This window comes from Paucibacter sp. KCTC 42545 (assembly GCF_001477625.1).
In the GTDB taxonomy this organism is placed as follows: domain Bacteria; phylum Pseudomonadota; class Gammaproteobacteria; order Burkholderiales; family Burkholderiaceae_C; genus Paucibacter_A.
The window spans coordinates 542,981-559,931 of sequence record NZ_CP013692.1 but is presented as its reverse complement, the minus strand read 5'-3'; the positions used below and the strand labels follow the sequence as shown (position 1 = coordinate 559,931).

Below are 16,951 nucleotides of genomic sequence, written 5' to 3'. Positions count from 1 at the left end.
GCCGTTCGGACTAGCTCAGCAAACAAAGACCTAGGCCGAAAGGGCCACGCCAGCGGGGATCGACCGAACGAGGCCTAGCCTCAGGCGCCGACTCAAACGCTGGTGAGCTCGTGGTTCAGGCCATCATCAAGACGTCACGCGCTTGGCTTGCCGCACACGCGCGGCCCGGCCACCCAGCGCCAGCAGACCAAGCGCCATCAGGCCCCAGCTTGCAGGCTCAGGAACGGCACTCACGGTCACGCTGGGCATGACCAAGCTGCTGGGCCGATAACCCGCAAATTCAGTGGACTCCGGGAGATAGGCCCGGGCCATGAAGCCGGCGCTGAAGTCGGTCAAATTAATGCGCGCCTGGCCCAGTGCGGTGGCCGCCTTCGGCGTGCTGGCTTCCAGGGTGTAGCTGAGCAGGTACTGCCCCTTGTAGGGCGAGTTGGCGTTGTCCGCGACCTTGGTGAAACCCCAGTAGCCGTCGTTACCCACGTTGTCGAATTCGTCGACAAGGACATTGGCCAAGTTGTTTGTCAGGCTGGAGCGAGTCAGATAGTAGAACCAGGACGATTTGCCAACATCATTTCCCATGGTGAATGGCATTCGCCCAAGCCCGTTTTCATTGAACACGGGACTGTCGGAACCAAAATATGATTTGGCGTCAATTTCAGCGGAATTGAAACTGCTGCCATTGGACGAATAGTCAAGCGTAGTGCCGCTCACGCCATGGGTACCTGTTGTATTCACAAGATCGAGAAAGCCGCTAGGGCCCGCGTTCGCGACGATCAGCGCACCGAACGACTGATTGGTCATGGTGGCGATGGTGCCTTCAGTCCCTTGCGTGGCAGTTGTGAAAAATCGTCTATCGCCTGGCTTGTTGGTACCCAGCACATCCACACCAAACAGAGCCCATTTCAAACGACTGATGTCAGCCTTTTGCAAGAAGTCGACCCATTGCGGATCTGCGATCGGGAAAAAGAGCTGGGTGAAGTTTTCCTGCTGCGCGCTGACAAAGAACGCGTTCAAGTCCAGACCCAAATCCTTCGCGTATGAGACCTTAGCCTCCGAGTCGTAGACAACAAAGGCCATCTCGCCATTGCCGTCGTATTTGGCCTTTGCGGCCGCGTCATTTCCGGTATAGCCCTTTCCAGGCGAGATCGCTGCAGCAGCATAGCCACACGCCGTAAGTAGCAGCCCGGTCAAGATCAGCCGCATGCAGACAGGGCTCAGCAGATATTGGTGGCGAGCTTCTTTTGTGAGTGTCATTGAATTCACCAAAATGACTAGAAGGAGGGGCCTTGACCCCTCCTCCGATCCGACCCTGAACGGCAGGGCCGAAAGGCTTGACTTCTAAACGCTTGATTACTTCACTGCGATCAACGGTGCGCAGCTATTGCCACCACGATTCACGCGCGAGCCGAAGGTGACTTCCGCAACAGTGCCGGTACCGAAGTCACCGGCATAGCTGGTTGGCAATGCCAGGATGCCGGCCTTGTTCGCGCTGGACAAGGTGTTCAGTGCCGAAGGCTTAGCGATCTCGGCCGTGAAGCCCGTGATGAAGGACTTTTGCTCAGGCGACAGTGCTGCGAAAGCCGACTTCTTGTACTGAACAGTGGACTCAACCAGATAGTCGTAACGACCTTGCTTGGCGTTGTTGCCATCAGCCATGGCGCCTTCCAGGCGGACATGCTTCCAGCTATTGGAGCCAGGTGCGTTTTCCTTGGAGATGTGGCCGATGGCATAGCCACCATTGGACTGAGCCGCATTCATGCAAGTGATCACATCGCCGGTGCCCGGGCCTTCGAACACGAACAAGCCTTCACCGCCAGGCATACCCGAACCTGCACCCATATTGGCCAGCAGATAGTTGGGAATGCTCAGGCCAGAAACCGTGGTGTTGGCAAATGCGGACATGTCTTCGGGGGCAGCCGAAGTCGATGTGTCATAGCCAGCAGGCTCCAGACCGGTAGCACTGCAAGGGCGACCACCAAACATCATGTTGGCAGCAGCCTGCGAGCCCGAACCCTTCACGCGGCGGCAGACATTGACTTGCGTCGTGTTCAGCGCGGCATTGGCAGACAACATCTTCCAGTTGAACGCATTGCCAGTGAAGAATGTGCTGGCTTCAGCCTTGCCAATCGAAGGGATGCAGTTCTCTTCGTTAGAAGAGGTGGTGCAGGCTGCACCAGCGCTGTCCTTCTTGGCGCTCAGGCCCTGCTTGGCAAACATATCGTTGTACAGGGCCGTGTTGACGGCGACGGCGAACACGGTCTGAATCACGGGCGTGATCTTCAGCTCGCCCTGCTGAGCACTTGTCAGACCAGAAGTCGGGTAGTCATTGTCATCCGCATCCAGAGGATCGGCAGGCACGTTGGCGCCAACAAACATACCGGGCTCCACATCGGACATGCCCAAGTTGGGAGTAGCCATGCGGTTGCCCAGGCAACCGCTGAAAACCTGGCCAGAGCCGCTCGTGCAGGTGCTCAGATTGGCGAAGGGACGTGCACTACCGTAGTACACAGGGAACACACCTTGGGCGGAACCACCAGCATCGCTCTTGAAGAAGGCGATGTTGGTGCCGGCCGCCAGGCCCAGCTTGGCGGCAGGCAACTTGCAGGTCACGGCCCAGAAGTTGCTATTGGTCTTGAAGCCGCCAGCGGCGTCATAAGTGGCGTTGTAGATGGTGGCGGTGTTGTTGGCCAGGCCGCCGCAAACATCGTTGAGCACCACGCTACCCAGAGCAGCGCGAACGGCAGAGGCGCCGCTCATATGGATCTGCACGGCAGTGTCAGCGTTGATGGGAGCAGCGAAGGCGGAAGAAGTAGCCAAAGTGGCGACAGCGCAGGCAATCAGGCGGAGTTTCATGACAATCCTTTAAATATCTGGAAGCGGCATGCCTCTGCCTTGGCCAAGCCAGGGCAGTGCATGCAGTTAAATCAGGTGGAAACTTGAGTGCTTAGCGCGATCAGGCTTGATTGCGGCGACGCACCACAAAGCCAACGCCCATCAAACCAGCCAAGAGCAGCGCGTAGCTGCTTGGCTCAGGAACTGCCAAGGCGTAAGTCAGCACCATGCCGTTGGTGGTGCTTTCAAAGACCCATTTGCCCTCACCGTGTGAGTTAGCAAAAGTATCAACGTTGACCAAGGCGAGGTTGTTGGACAGCGAAGAGCGTGTGATCAAGCTAAAGGTGGAAGACTCACCGACAGCATTGGAATTCGAGAAAGGCGCACGACCATTGAAGCGCTCGCCGACCGAAGTTCCAAAATACGAATTGGCATCATCGGCCAGTTTGTTGACGCTCGAACCGTTGGTGGCGTAGTTCGGGGCCGTGCCTCTCACGCCATGCGTGCCTGTGTCGTTGACATTGCCCAGGAACCAGCCAACCGTACCGGTGCTGACGCCGGCAGAGAAGAGTTGATTGGTCCAAGTTGGGATGACAGCTTCGTCGCCGCCCTTAACGGTCGTGTACAGCTTCACAAAGCCAGGCTTGTTGCCACCGCTGACCACATTGCCGAGCACGTTCCACACCAGATTGGCGGGCTTGGTCAAAGCAACAAAGCTGGTCCAGTTGGCATCGCCGGTGAGGTTAAAGCTGATCTTGTAGCCGGCTTCGTTGCCATCGCCATTGATCTTGAACAGGCTGGCCATCGTGCCCAGGTCCTTGGTGTAGGACACATTGGCCACTTGATCGAAGACATTGAAATACAGTTCGCCGTCCAAGTGCTGCGCGTTCAAGCCTTGGATAGCAGCGAAAGCCGGGGCTGCTGCCAACAGAGCTGCCGCGGCAGCAATTTTCTTGATCATCAACATGATGTTTAACTCCGAATGGTTGCTTGAGAAAATACTCAAAAGGACAGGTGCCGACCAAGGCGCTTGAGAGCCTTTGGCTGATCGGCGCCGCCTAAGGAGCAACCACTGGCGAAGCGCTCAATGTCTGGAACTCGTCTTGAGTTCCACAAGGGGAGCGTTGCGGCGGCTACTTTCGGGCGGGGCAGGCGAAAGACTCGCCTGCACAGGGAAAAGAGCTGGAGACCGAATGCGTTGTGCATCGACTCCGGAATATTGTCAGAACTGCGTGAAGAAATTCACCTTTCACACCGCGCCAGATAGTCCGATTGACCCATGCCGGCCGGCAAATTTCAGTGACATTGCGGGCAAACCCTAGGGCCGGCGCAGCAATTAGTTTCAAGCTCCGTCACGCCCGCCGTCCGTGCTGGAGCGGCCAAGCAGATTCATCGACATGGCCCGGGCCACCGCCTGCGCGCGGTTGGCGGCACCGAGCTTGCGCAGAATTTTCTGCACATGGTTTTTCACCGTCAGGGCACTGATGCTGAGCTGCTCGCCGATCTGCTGATTGCTCATGCCCTCGCGCAGCCAAGACAAGATCTCGCGCTCACGCTCGGTGATGGCATTGCCCTGGGCCTGGCGCACGCCCACCGTGCGCGGGGCTTCGCTGATGTCGCGCTCCACCGTTTGCACGCGCAGCCAGGTGCCGTGCAGATAAGGCATTAACAACTCCATCATCAGGCGCTGCTGCGGGCCACTGATGCGCGCTTGGCTGGAGAACACAAAAAAGCTCTCGATCTCGGTCGGGCGCTGCGGCCGCGCCACCCCGTGCACCAGCAACTCCACAAAGCCTGCTTCCAGCAAGGCCTGCCGCATCGGGGCCAGGGCTTGCCCTTCCAAGCTTTGCACCGCCACGGCCAGTGGCTTGCCACGCTGGTCGATCCAGCGCCCCTGCAACTGCTGCATCAAGGCGCTGCGGCCATCGGCCAAACAGTCCAGCAATTCAGCGTTGACGGCAACACTATTGAAAGCCTCAAACACCACCTCACGGCGCTGGCGCACATAGGCGCCACACACTGCCAGCTGATGCGGCAATAAGGCTTGCAGATGGCTTTGGCTCCAGACAAAAAACTGGTAACGCCGGCGCACGTCCAGCGCGGCCTCAACGGCGCGCACCATCGCCTCAACCTGGTCCGCATTGACGGGTTCGACGATGCCGCGAGGCAAGGCCTGACCCCCATGACTCAAGGCCTCCTTGATCATCTCGCCCAAGGGCCGCGTCAGTTCCACCTGAGTTGCGGCGCCCAGCAAGCCACCAGGCTCTCCCGGTTCGGGCAAAGCATGCATAGAGCTTGTACCTTTTTGTTTTGTGTGCCGCTCGTGGCGGATTGCGCTGTCCCCTAAGCCTCAGGCCGGGCCGGGGCAACAGCATTCGAATCATTGAACGATTGGCCTTGCTCCCTCAAGCCGTCTGGAATGAGGCCCAAGCAAGTTCAAAGCCCAGCCGCAGGATATGTGCGACATGTGACCAGTGTTTGAAGATGTGCAAAGACCGTAAGCCGTTCGGACTACACCACCACAAGCTACCGTAGTCGCAACGCCCTAGCCCGCCTTTGTCACGCCAGTTTCACTCGCCGCCACTAGCCTGCGCCGCATGTCTACGCTCAACACACCACGCCGGCGCGCTATTGCTCTCGCCGTGCTCGCCCTGCTCGCCACCGATGTGCTGCGCGCCGCCACACCCAACGACAGCCTGTACACCAACAAGCAGTGGTGGTTGGGCAGCCGCGACAGCAGCGCCAATGCCGGCCTGGCCAACTTCCCCAAGGCCTGGGATCTGAACCAGGGCAGCCCCGTGTCGGGTGCCGCACCCGTCATCGCCGTGCTGGACACCGGTGTACGCGACCACCCCGATCTGCGCGCCAATCTGATCCTGCCGGGCTATAACTTCATCAGCAAGGCCGAGTACGCCAACAACGGCGGCGTCGGCCGCAACAACGATCCCACCGACACCGGCGACGCGCTGACGCAGGCCGAGAAGGATGCGAATCTGGCGCTGTGGGATGGCTGCCCCGTGCAGAGCAGCCCCAGCTGGCACGGCACGCTGGTGGCGGGCCAGCTCGGCGCCGTCACCAACAATGGCAAGGGCGTGGCGGGCATCAACTGGAATGCGCAAATCCTGCCGGTGCGGGTGTCGGGCAAATGCGGCGCTGCCGTGCAAGACATGGTGGACGGCATGCGTTGGGCAGCCGGCCTGCCCGTCAGCGGCGTGCCGCTCAATACCCATCCGGCCAAGATTCTGGTGATCGGCTTTGCCGGTGTGGCCAGTTGCGACACAGCGGATGCCAACCCCGAGGTGGCGCGCGCGGCCAAGCTTTATCAAGACGCGATTGCCGAGCTGCGCGCCAGGAATGTGCTGATCGTGGCAGCCGCCGGCAATACCCGCGGGGCCGTGGGCCGCCCGGCCAACTGCGCCGGTGTATTGGGTGTGACTGCCGTCAACCGCCAAGGCTTCAAAGCCACCTACGCCAATATGGGCCCGCAGCTGGCCTTGGCGGCCACCGGCGGCGATGCCAACTACAAGCGCACTTGCGATGACCTCGCCGGCATCCCCGATGAGGGCATCTTCTCCACCAGCGGCCCCGCCGCCACGCCCTCACCAACGGGCGAAGACTACGCCGCCGGCACCGGCACCAGCTTCGCCGCGCCACAAGTGGCCGGGGTGGCCTCACTGATGTGGGCCGCCAATCCGGCGCTGACCCTGGCCCAGGTGGAAGCCGGCCTGAAGATCAGCGCCCGCCCCCATGTGGCCGCCGCCGCTTTGGGCGAGTGCAGCAGCGCCAGCAACGCCCAGCGCTGCAGTTGCACCACCAGCACCTGCGGCAGTGGCCTGCTGGACGCCGAAGAGGCGCTGCGCTTTGCCGCTGCGCCCAGCACTTATGCGCCACCTAGCCGCAGCCCAGTCAGCCTGAGCAGCGCGGCCTTGGATCAGTGCGGCATCAAACAAGGCACGGCACCGGTGGATCCAACACCGGCTCCCACACCTACGCCCAATCCGACACCGACTCCGACACCGGCCCCTACGCCAGCGCCAACTCCCACCCCTGCTCCAGAGCCCGCCCCCAGTGGCGGCGGCGGTGGCGCGGCAGCGCCCTTCTGGGTCTTGGGTGTTGCGGCCGCCGCAGCGCTCTTGCGCCGCCGTGAAGAGGAAGGCCAGGACGAGAATTTGACGCAACGCAAATAGGCGAACGATTCACCTTCTTTCGTCACGCCAGCTTCATAAATCCTAGGCATACTGCAAAGCATTCGAGGCGACAAACCGGCTGCAGATTGGGCAGATCACTGGAACCCGTCACCAGCGCCAAGAATCCGTCTCCTGCATAGGTGTCCGGATGTCAAAAGGGCTACGACCATTGGGTTGTGGCCTTTTTGCTTTGTGGGTCCGCTCGCAACATTGAACAATGCTGGCAGGTAAAGAAAGTTGAAACTGCGGCCCCGCAGGGCTTGCGGCGCCAAGCTGAACTCGCAAGCATGCGATGCTTCGCAGCCTCCACCAACAGCAAGCAATTCGCCAGCTTTTCTTCGCTGCCCTGCCCGCCCATGTTCCGCACGCCAAAACTCGTCCGCGCCAATGACCCGCGCTACCCACTCACCCTGAGCTTGGCCCTGAGCTGCCTGGCCAGCTTTCCCAGCCAAGCCCAGGAAGCGCCGGCCGCGCCCAGCACAGCCGCCAGCGGGCCACAGCAGCAGCCGCCTACCAAGAAGGCAGCACCTAAGGCCGATGTCAACAAAACCCAGGCGCCGGCCCAACTCGACCGGGTCGAGGTCAGCGGCCGCGCCTCCGACGAAGCACAGCGGCGCAGCGCCACTGCGGCCAAGATCGTTATTGGCCGCGAAGAAATCGAGCGCTTTGGCGACAACTCGCTGGGCGAGGTGCTCAAGCGCCTGCCCGGCGTCAGCACCGGCGGGCGGCCCGGGCGCGGCGGCGAGATCCGCATGCGCGGCATGGGCGGCGGCTACACGCAGATCCTGGTCAATGGCGAGCGCATGGCGCCGGGCTTTTCACTGGACCAATTGCCGCCCGATCAGGTCGAACGCATCGAGATCCTGCGCGCCCCCTCGGCCGAGTACGGTGCCCGCGCCGTCGCCGGCACCATCAATGTGGTCTTGCGTGAAGCCTTGCAAAAACGCCTGAACGACTGGCGCGTGGGCATGAGCGAAGAGAACGGCTTGTGGACACCCAGCCTGGGCTGGACCCGCAATGACAAGCTGGACGAGAACGGCGGCGCCTACAACCTGAGCCTCAACACCCAGCAAGTCAAGCGCAGCGACGCGCTGGACAGCCGCGCGCTAACCCACAACTTGGACGGCAGTGGCGACAGCCTGCTGAGCAGCCACAGCCAGACAGAGGACGAGCGCCGCAGCCTGAACCTGAGCCTGCGCCTGCAGTGGAAGCTGGCCGAGGGCGATTCGCTGAGCGTTCAGCCTTTTGTGGTGGCCTCGCGCAGCAATAACAGCAGCCTGATCACGCAGACCCACAGCAGCCCCACGCCCGGCGACTTTGATCAGGCCCTGAGCACCGGCGACAGCAAATTCAATATGCTGCGCGTCAACTCGCAGTGGCAGCACCGCATCGATGCCGACACCCGCTTGGAGCTGCGCGGCGGCATCGGCCTGGCCCGCAATGACAGCCATACGCTGAGGCAGGAATACCGCCAGTCCGCCTTGAGCCGCAGTCAGGACGACACCGTCAGCAGCGAAGACAAATCCTGGAGCCTGAACGGCAAGTACTCGCACACGCTGGAAAACGAACACAGCTTGGTGGGTGGCCTGGAAGGCGAAGGCACCCAGCGCCAGCAAAACCGCGTCTGCCTGCAAAACGGTCAGTCCTGCCGCAATCTGCTGGACTTCGGCGACGACCTTGACGCCGCCACCCAGCGCATTGCGCTCTACGCCCAAGACGAATGGAGCGTGGGCAAGCAATGGGCCTTCTACGCCGGCCTGCGCGGCGAAACCATCGCCACCCGCAGCACCGCTGCCAACTACGCGGTGAACAACCGCGCCACCGTCTGGACCCCGCTCTTGCATGGCGTTTGGAAAATGCTCGACCAAGACGGCAAACCCAGCCGCGATCAGATCCGCGCCAGCCTGACCCGCAGCTACCGCAGCCCCAATCTGCAAGACCTGATCGCCCAGCCGACCATCAACTCCCAATACCCCTGCCCCGACGCTCAGCCCTGCGGCCCCAACGCCGCCAACTACCCCGACCGCAGCGGCAACCCCAATCTCAAGCCCGAGCTGGCCACCGGCATTGACATCGCCTTTGAGAGCTATTTGAGTAAGGGCGGCGTGCTCAGCGCCAATCTGTTCTACCGCCGCATCAGCGATCTGATGCGCACCGTCACCAGCCTGGAAACCGTCAGCTGGGCCAGCGTGCCGCGCTGGGTAGCGCGGCCACAGAACATCGGCAATGCCAGCACCATGGGCCTGGAGCTGGAAGCCAAGTTCCGCCTGGACGAATTCCTGCCCGAGGCCTGGCCGGTGTCGGTGCGCAGCAATCTGAGCTTGTTCCGCTCCTCGGTGGACGGGATTCCCGGTCCCAACAATCGCCTGGACCAACAACCCAAGGCCACCGCCAATCTGGGCGCCGACTACAAGCTGCGCAGCTTGCCGCTCTCGCTTGGCGCAGGGCTGAACTGGACGCCTTCGGTCACGGTGCAGCAAAGCTTGCTGACCGAGGTGCACAACTCCCGCAAGGTGGTGCTGGATGCGTTCGCGCTGTGGTCCGTCAATCTGAACACCCAGCTGCGTTTGTCGGCCAGCAATCTGAATCCCTTGAGCTATAGCAACGGCAGCGTCATCAGCACCACCGATCAAATCATCACCACCGACACCGGCGGGCGCAGCTTCACCCAATGGCAATTGCGCCTGGAGATGAAGGTCTGAGCCACAAGAAGGTGACAGCCGGGCGCCGCTATGCGGACAAGCCGCATGGCTGGCTTGATCTAGCTCATTGACCCGTCGCCGTGAATCGACATACTTCTGACTCCGGGCCCCACTCGGCCCGCCAACCAGGAGAGGAGTGTCATGGCTCAAAAGATGAAGGCCGCGGTCGTCCACGAATTTGGCGCGCCGCTACAAATTGAAGAAGTGGACGTGCCCGAAGTGGCGGACGGCCAAGTCTTGGTCAAGGTGGTGGCCTCAGGCGTGTGCCACACCGACCTGCATGCGGCCAATGGCGACTGGCCTGTCAAGCCCAGCCTGCCCTTCATCCCCGGCCACGAGGGCGTGGGCTTTGTGGCCGCGCTGGGCCGCGGCGTCAAGCATGTGAAGGAAGGTGACCGGGTCGGCGTGCCTTGGTTGCACACCGCCTGCGGCCACTGCGAGCACTGCATCACCGGCTGGGAAACCTTGTGCGGCGAACAGCAAATGACCGGCTACACCGTCAACGGTGGCTATGCCGAGTATGTATTGGCCGACCCCAGCTATGTGGGCCGCCTGCCTGACAAGCTGGACTTCGACCCCGCTGCGCCCCTGCTCTGCGCCGGCGTCACCGTCTACAAGGGGCTCAAGGTGCTGGACTGCAAGCCCGGCGACTGGGTGGCCATCTCCGGCATCGGAGGTCTGGGCCATATGGCGGTGCAGTACGCGCAGGCCATGGGTTATCACGTCATCGCGGTGGACATTGCCGAGGACAAGCTGGCGCTGGCTCGCGAGCTGGGCGCCGAAGTCTGCATCAATGCGTTGACGCAAGACCCGGTGGCTGAAGTGCAAAAGCATGTGCGCGGCGCCCATGGCGTGCTGGTCACTGCCGTGTCCAACAGCGCTTTCAAGCAAGGCGTGGGCATGCTGCACAAGCGCGGCACCATGTCACTGGTGGGCCTGCCGCCGGGCGACTTTGCCTTGCCGATCTTTGATGTGGTGCTCAACGCCAAGACCATTCGCGGCTCCATCGTCGGCACCCGCAAGGACCTGGAAGAAGCCCTGGCCTTTGCCGCTGATGGCAAGATCCAAACCCACTACAGCAGCGACAAGCTGGAATCCATCAACAACATCTTCGACCAGATGAAGCAAGGCCATATCGATGGCCGGGTGGTGATGAAAATCTAAGCGCAGGCCGCGAAGCCAGCCCACTCAATCGGGCTGGCTTCTCGCCATCAAGCGTCCTTATGCCCCAGCAGTCGCGCAGGCAGAAATAGCACGGCGCGCAGCAAGGCAAACACCGCCTCCACGCTGATGCCAATCAGGCGAAATGGCAAAGACAAGAGCCAAACCACCGGCCACAGCAGCAGCGCCAGCAAGGCCAGCGGCCAACACAGCACGAACAGCAGCAACCACAACAAGAGCTTCACCGCAGACCTTTCATCGAGGGTGTCAGACCTCAAGCGTTTGCGAGCTCAGGCCCACCCCGAACTCACAGCAGGACTCTAGATGGGGTGGCTCCAAGTTAAAAGCCGCCTGCGACCGACCGGCCCCTGACTCGATGAACTGCATATCGAGCGGAACCAGCAGGTCTCAAGCGGCTTAGGCGACTCCGCATCAGGCCCACGCTAGATCAACGCGCGATCCAGGCCTCTTGCCAGTGGCTACCGGTGCCCGGCTCAAACTGCGGCGTCGACGGCGCCCACTGCACGCAATAGCCGCTATTGGGCCAAGGGCGGCATTCATAGACACGACCGTTCTTGGGCTGCAGAACCCGGGTGCCGGCCTTGTAGCTCTTCAGCCCATCCGGGAAGCGGTACTGGAAGTTGCCGCCCGCGGCGGGATCGGCCACAAACATCAGATCAAAGGTCTTCTGAATCAAGACACCGCTGCCCTTGACCACGCCCTTGAGCACCAGCTGGTGATGGCCTGCCGCTGGCTTGTCGATGACGATGCGCAGGTTCTGGCCCGAGTTATTCAGCGAGGCCGTGGCCACACCCTTGGTCTGGCCGCCATGGTCGAAGACGCTGGCATTCAAGTCCACCTCACCCACTGCGGTGACGCCGAACTGCAGCGTTAGCTGCCCGCCCACAATGGTTTGCTGTGCAGCCAGGCCGTTCACCAACAGATCGGCACCGGGCGGCGTGGCCGCTTTTTCGATCTGCACCTCGACGCGATTCAAGCCGCTGTCTTGGCGGGCGAAGACCTCGTTCTGGCCTTGCACCGGCGAGATGGTGCCGTCTGCCGCCAATTGGCCGGCACGCAGCAGGCTTTGCTGGGCGTTGACGCGGGTCGCCAGCAGATAGGGCCAGGTGTTGCGTTGGCCGTCGGCCTGATTGGCAATGGTCAAGCGCGTCTGCAGATCGGCGCGCTCACCCTTGGCATCAAAGACGCGCGTGGCCACCTTGTCGCCCGGCTGCAAATCCACCGAGGGGTAGATGCCGCCGCGCACGGCCCACACCGAGGCCGGCGGGGTCGGGTTGCCGCCACCGTCGGCAAACATCAGGTCCACGAGGTTGTAGAAGCTATTGGGCGTGTCGCCCACTTCCCAAACGCCCAACACCAGCTGATAGCCCGTACGTGCCGGCAACTGGCATTGATGCGTCACCAGCTTGGGCGGCTGACGCATGCCTCCGTCGGCCTGGCAAAAAGGCTGGGCCTCAAAGGAGGCGCGGCTCAGGCGCACATTGGGGTTCCAACCCGGCTTGGTGATGTAGTAGCGCCAGCCCTTGGTGACATGGTTGGCGGTGAAGGTCCAGCTGAAGCTCATGGGGCCGGCGCTGACCGCGCGCTTGCTCCAGCGCGAAGCGGTCTGCTCGTCCAGCGCGGAAAACTGCACCAGGCCGGCGCTGGCAATTTGGCCATCGGCCGGGCCTCGGTCGGGGTAGCCCGAAGGGGCCTCCAGGCTTTGCGGCTCCCACTGAATCGCGCCACAAGCGCTATTGCCGCCGGAGCGGCACAGCGCATTGCGCGACTCCGGTGCGCTGATATAGCCATGTGCAAAAGCCTGAGCACTGAGCGCCAGTCCGGCGATCAGCGCCAGGATCTGGCGCTCTTTTTTGAGCATGAAATGCATGGTTGCCCCGCTGTCAATGAGGGCGCGATTATGGGGAAGGTACCTTCTTGTAACTTCCGTGTGCTTTGACTTTTACACGCCGTTACTGCTGCGTTCGCAAAGAGAACAGCTGGCTTGAGGCGCCAAAATTCGCCATTCTGATTCAAACAGCTATTCGATTGCCGTCGCTTGGCCTGGCGCATCCGCAGCAAGAAGACCCGCCCGGCGGGCCTCAGGCGTAGCTCACCAGCCCCGGCAAGCTGGGCAGCTCCAGATGCGCCACACTATTGAAGCCCAGCAGCGCCATGCGTTTGGGCGTCAAGGCGAACTCGCTGACCGAGCCATTGCGGATGCGCAGATTCAGCTCGATGGCCGTCTGCGCATTCACGCCCAGCACCTGGCCGATGGCGGTGGAGATGGGCCCGCCGCTGGACACCACCAGCACCCGCAGATCCGGCCGGCTCAGCGCCAGCGCTTGCACATGGGCCAGGGTGGCGGCCACGCCGGCCGAGAACTCGGCATAACTCGGCATGCCCTGGGGCTCGCTGGCGCCATCCATCCAGGCTTGCAGGCCTTCACGCAGCAGGCGAAAGTGCTGGCGCGCGGCGTCGGCCGTTTGCGGCGCGTGCAGCGCGCCGGGGTGTATGGCTTGGATCAGCGCGGCGCTGTCGTATTCATTCAGCCCCGGCCAAACTTCCGCTGGCAGGTTCTGGCCCAGGCCCTCGGCAATGCCGGCCAGCGACTGCGCGTGGCGCTTGAGCGAGCCGCGCAGCACCAGGTCAAACTGTTGGCCGCGCTCCCGCCAGTAAGTGCCCAAAGCCACGCATTGGCGCTGGCCCAGCTCACTGAGTTGATCGTAGTCCGCAGCCCCCAACGAGGCCTGGCCGTGACGCACAAGATAGACATTGCCCATGGCGGCAATCATCGCCGCCAGCGGCAAGGACGCCTGTCACGGCTGTGACCTGCGGAGGGAAATCTCGTCAAATGTGCGGGGAAGATAGCGAAGGCATGGGCATAGGCGATGGCGAGCGCGGGCACCAAGGCCGGAACGAACGCAAGTTCCAGGCAAAGGCGGACGCAGGCTAGTCCCTGCAGGCCATCAAGCAATCAGGCGATCAGCCGGTCCGCCCATCCAGACCTTGCAAGCTGCTGCGGCCCAGCGACGCAGCGGCCTCCAGCGAATCCAGGGCCAGATGTTTGAGCAGCTCATCGAGTTGCTGCTGCAACTCCGCCTGGCTGCGGCCTTGGCGGGTGGCCATGGCCGTGGGCGAGCTGCCGCGGGTCAGCCACAGCAGCAGCTGGGCCTGGGTGGTACTCAAACTCAGTGCCCGCATCAGGGCTTGCAGCAAGCGCCAGTCATCGGTTTCGCGCAGCACGATCAGGCAATGGCCCTCACCGACCAAATCGGCATCCACCCCATGCAAATCAAAGTTCAGGCGCCGGCTGCCCTGCCCTTCGGACGGCCCACGATTGCGGCCGGCGCCGGGGCGCGCTTGGGGCAGCACGGTCAAGCCCTGGCCGGCACCACCGGCGCGGCTGCGCAGCAACTCGCGATGCAGCCACAACATCAGCTCCGGCGGCAGGCGGCCGCGCTCGAAGTGCCCGCCACTGAAATAGTCGGCCATCAGGCTGCGGGCGCGCGCCGTGTGCCAGATGCAACGGCCGCTGTGCTCATGCACCAGCAAGCTGGCGTGGCCCAGCACATCCACGCTTGGCAGCGCCTTGTTTGCAGCCGCCCCCACGGTGTCCGCTGCCCCGGCGCGGGTCGCACCCTGCATCAGCAGCGCCAATCGAGGCAGCAACTCCAGCGCGCGCATGGGCCGGCTCAGGCCATCCATCACGCCGGCAGCCAGGGCCGCGTCGCGCTGCTCGGCGCTGCCGTCCAGGCCCAGCATCAGCAATGGCACGGCCGCCCAGCCAGGCCGGGCCAGCAACTGGCGCGCCCATTCACAGGTTTGGGCAAGATCGCTGTCTTGCGCCAACTCCAGCAGGATCACGGCCGGCCGTGGCCCCACCAACTCGGTGAGCCCAGCCGCCGCCAGGCGTTGCACGTTGTAGCCCGACTCTTCCAACACCTCTTGCAGCACATGGGCGGCGCCCGGCTGTTCGGTCTTGACCACCAGCAGGACAAACGCCCCGGCGGGTCCATCGGTGTTGATCAAAAGGCTCATGGGGGCGTCTCGCTAATCTCGGTAAAGCAGCAATTGCAATTGGGGTGACAGAGTCTGAGCAAGGGCCGTGCCAAGTATTGACCGCAGCCCGCCGCATCCCCTCTTGAAAATAGCACCAATTTGGTGAACTTGCACCAAAGCGAGCCAGCCGGGAAGCCCGGTCGCCTGCGTCGAACTGTGCGGCCAAACAGGGAGAAACCAAGGGTCAGGCCTTGCCCAGCGGATCACTTGAGCCAAATCCTCGCTTATCTGGCTATCGAATCCGCACATGAGGCCAAAGGTTAGCGCCGGGCTGGCCGATACTTCTGATGCTGACTCCGCAGCGCCCTTGTCCTCACTGAAACAAAGCATGGATCGTTTGGTCGAGCATGTGGTGGCTTGGCATAACCGCCATCCGCTCGCAAAGAAAATCACTATCTACGACGTCCACACCATGGGCGTCGTGGCTTTGCCATTTCTGCGCAGCGCGCATCAGTCGGGCGGCGGCGGCGCTGGGGCGGAGGCGATCGAGCCGACCATGGGCGACGCGCCACTCGACGGCCTGGGTGAAAGCACCCTCGACGCCCACGCCAACACCACCGCCCAACACCTCGATGCCCTGGCCGACCAGGAGGAGCCCCCCGCTCATGCCCTGGCCCGCATGGGCTGGCGCCAGCGTTTGGCGCAAGTGCTGGGCGCTTTGGCCTTCTGGAAACAGCTAGGCAAGCGCAAGGCCGCCAGCAGCTGGCCCGCCTTCAGCGAGAAGTTCATCCCGATTGCCCCGCGCAAGATTGCGGCTTTTGCGCAAAGCCAGGGCTTTTTGAACCCACCCGGTGATGCCAGCTGGCCGCAGCGCGTGGTACCCATCGACGAGGCCATGCTGGCCAAGCACAGCGGCGCCTGGCCCTTCGAGCTTTATTTGCTGACCGCCGCCATCGACGCCGGCAACTCGCGCACCCGCGTGCTGATCGGTATGGGCCGCAAGCCGCAGATCCTGGGCGCCCGCTGCGGCAGCCGCCGCCGGCTGGCCTTTGCGGCCATGGTGGTGCTGGGCCTGCTGGCCGTGGTGGTGGCACTGCTGATGCCCCATGGCAAATCGGGCGAGCATGCGGTGGATGCCGCTTCGGCAGCATCGGCCCCCGCCTCGGCGGCAGCAGCAGCATCCAGCGCGGCCACCGCGACAGCTGCCGCGAGCGCGGCCGAGTCCGCCGCTGCGGCCAGTGCGGCAGCGCTAGAGGCCGCAGCAGCAGCGTCGGCATCTGCCTCCGCTGCAAGCGCCAATTTGAGTGACACCCTCAGCGCCGCTGGCGACCCAGCCTCAACGCCGGCGAGTGCCAACGCCAATGCCAGCGCCGCTTCGGCAGCGGCCCCGGGCGAGAAGGAAGAGCAGCCCGATATCCGCCCCCAACTGGTCAAGCCACTCCCCAAGCGGGCCCCATTTGCAGCAAGCAGCGAAGGCGCCAGCAAGGCGGACGGTCAAAAGCCGGGCAGCGACACGCAAAAGTCAGGCACCAGCGCAGAGAAGGCCAAAGCGGGCGAAGGCAAGGGGGAAGGCTCAGCTAAATCGGACAAATCCGACAAAACAGATAAAGCGGATAAAGCAAACAAAACGGATAAGGCCGGCAAGGCCACCGACGAGAAAACCACCCAGCCCCTGGTGGAAAAGCTCGGCCCCTTGGACGGCCTGGAGTCCGGCGGCACGATTCAATCGGCCGTCAAGTCCAAGACCGGCAAACCGGGCGAGGCCGTCCCGGTGGTCGCTCTGGTCGGCCCCGTGGCGCCCAGCAAGGCCGAGGCCGAGGCCATGCTGGCCCGCATGTTGGGATTCATCAAGCCCCTGCATCCGGGCGGCCTCAACACCAGCGTCGTGCAGACGCCCCAAGGCTGGCGCGCCGCCGTCTGGCCGTTTGACAGCCGTCAGGAAGCACAGCTGATCAATGCCACGCTGGTGGCGCGCGGCATGAAGACCAAGGCGGTGGATTTTTAAGCGACCCTGCCTGCATCAGGCCGGCCCCTGCTTGCTTGTGCGGGCCAGCCCTGATTGATGCGGAC

12 protein-coding genes are annotated in these 16,951 nt (G+C 62.9%); 4 read left to right on the top strand and 8 right to left on the bottom strand.

Annotation, left to right across the window (positions count from 1 at the left end):
- Positions 1–126 precede the first annotated feature (126 nt).
- From AT984_RS02510 to epsA, 4 genes are all read right to left on the bottom strand, one after another.
- The gene (locus tag AT984_RS02510; RefSeq protein WP_082679723.1) at positions 127–1,251 is read right to left on the bottom strand and encodes a PEP-CTERM sorting domain-containing protein; all 1,125 of its coding nucleotides are present in this window, start codon (positions 1,249–1,251) and stop codon (positions 127–129) included.
- Between the two features lie 96 nt (positions 1,252–1,347).
- Positions 1,348–2,850 (bottom strand): hypothetical protein, encoded by a 1,503-nt coding sequence (locus AT984_RS02505; protein WP_058718760.1) that lies wholly within the window; start codon positions 2,848–2,850, stop codon positions 1,348–1,350.
- Between the two features lie 100 nt (positions 2,851–2,950).
- Positions 2,951–3,796, bottom strand: coding sequence for a PEP-CTERM sorting domain-containing protein (locus AT984_RS02500; protein ID WP_058718759.1), 846 nt, complete (start codon positions 3,794–3,796; stop codon positions 2,951–2,953).
- A 375-nt stretch (positions 3,797–4,171) separates the two neighbouring features.
- Positions 4,172–5,119 (bottom strand): XrtB/PEP-CTERM-associated transcriptional regulator EpsA, encoded by a 948-nt coding sequence (epsA, locus tag AT984_RS02495; RefSeq protein ID WP_082679722.1) that lies wholly within the window; start codon positions 5,117–5,119, stop codon positions 4,172–4,174.
- A gap of 307 nt (positions 5,120–5,426) precedes the next feature.
- Here epsA and AT984_RS02490 point away from each other — a divergent pair, with 307 nt between their 5' ends.
- The 3 genes from AT984_RS02490 to adhP all read left to right on the top strand — a co-directional run bounded on the left by AT984_RS02490 (position 5,427) and on the right by adhP (position 10,882).
- A complete protein-coding gene (locus AT984_RS02490; protein ID WP_082679721.1) occupies positions 5,427–7,016 on the top strand; it encodes a S8 family peptidase in 1,590 nt (529 codons plus the stop codon).
- A gap of 287 nt (positions 7,017–7,303) precedes the next feature.
- On the top strand, positions 7,304–9,718 hold the full coding sequence (locus AT984_RS02485; RefSeq protein ID WP_058718756.1) for a TonB-dependent receptor plug domain-containing protein: 2,415 nt from the start codon (positions 7,304–7,306) through the stop codon (positions 9,716–9,718).
- Between the two features lie 141 nt (positions 9,719–9,859).
- Positions 9,860–10,882 carry an alcohol dehydrogenase AdhP gene (gene adhP / locus AT984_RS02480; RefSeq protein ID WP_058718755.1) on the top strand — a complete coding sequence of 341 codons (1,023 nt, stop codon included), beginning with the start codon at positions 9,860–9,862 and terminating at the stop codon, positions 10,880–10,882.
- Between the two features lie 47 nt (positions 10,883–10,929).
- Here adhP and AT984_RS02475 read toward each other — a convergent pair whose 3' ends face one another.
- From AT984_RS02475 to AT984_RS02460, 4 genes are all read right to left on the bottom strand, one after another.
- The gene (locus AT984_RS02475) at positions 10,930–11,124 is read right to left on the bottom strand and encodes a hypothetical protein (protein ID WP_156421858.1); all 195 of its coding nucleotides are present in this window, start codon (positions 11,122–11,124) and stop codon (positions 10,930–10,932) included.
- 203 nt (positions 11,125–11,327) lie between these two features.
- The gene (gene gbpA / locus AT984_RS02470) at positions 11,328–12,770 is read right to left on the bottom strand and encodes an N-acetylglucosamine-binding protein GbpA (RefSeq protein WP_197418225.1); all 1,443 of its coding nucleotides are present in this window, start codon (positions 12,768–12,770) and stop codon (positions 11,328–11,330) included.
- 211 nt (positions 12,771–12,981) lie between these two features.
- The gene (locus AT984_RS02465; protein WP_058722035.1) at positions 12,982–13,662 is read right to left on the bottom strand and encodes a histidine phosphatase family protein; all 681 of its coding nucleotides are present in this window, start codon (positions 13,660–13,662) and stop codon (positions 12,982–12,984) included.
- A gap of 202 nt (positions 13,663–13,864) precedes the next feature.
- Positions 13,865–14,920, bottom strand: a complete 1,056-nt coding sequence (locus AT984_RS02460; protein ID WP_058718753.1) for a hypothetical protein — start codon at positions 14,918–14,920, stop codon at positions 13,865–13,867.
- Positions 14,921–15,269: 349 nt separating this feature from the next.
- Between AT984_RS02460 and AT984_RS02455 the strand changes: the two genes are divergently transcribed.
- Complete coding sequence (locus tag AT984_RS02455) at positions 15,270–16,886, top strand: hypothetical protein (protein ID WP_058718752.1); 1,617 nt, start codon at positions 15,270–15,272, stop codon at positions 16,884–16,886.
- The last annotated feature ends 65 nt before the right edge of the window (positions 16,887–16,951 follow it).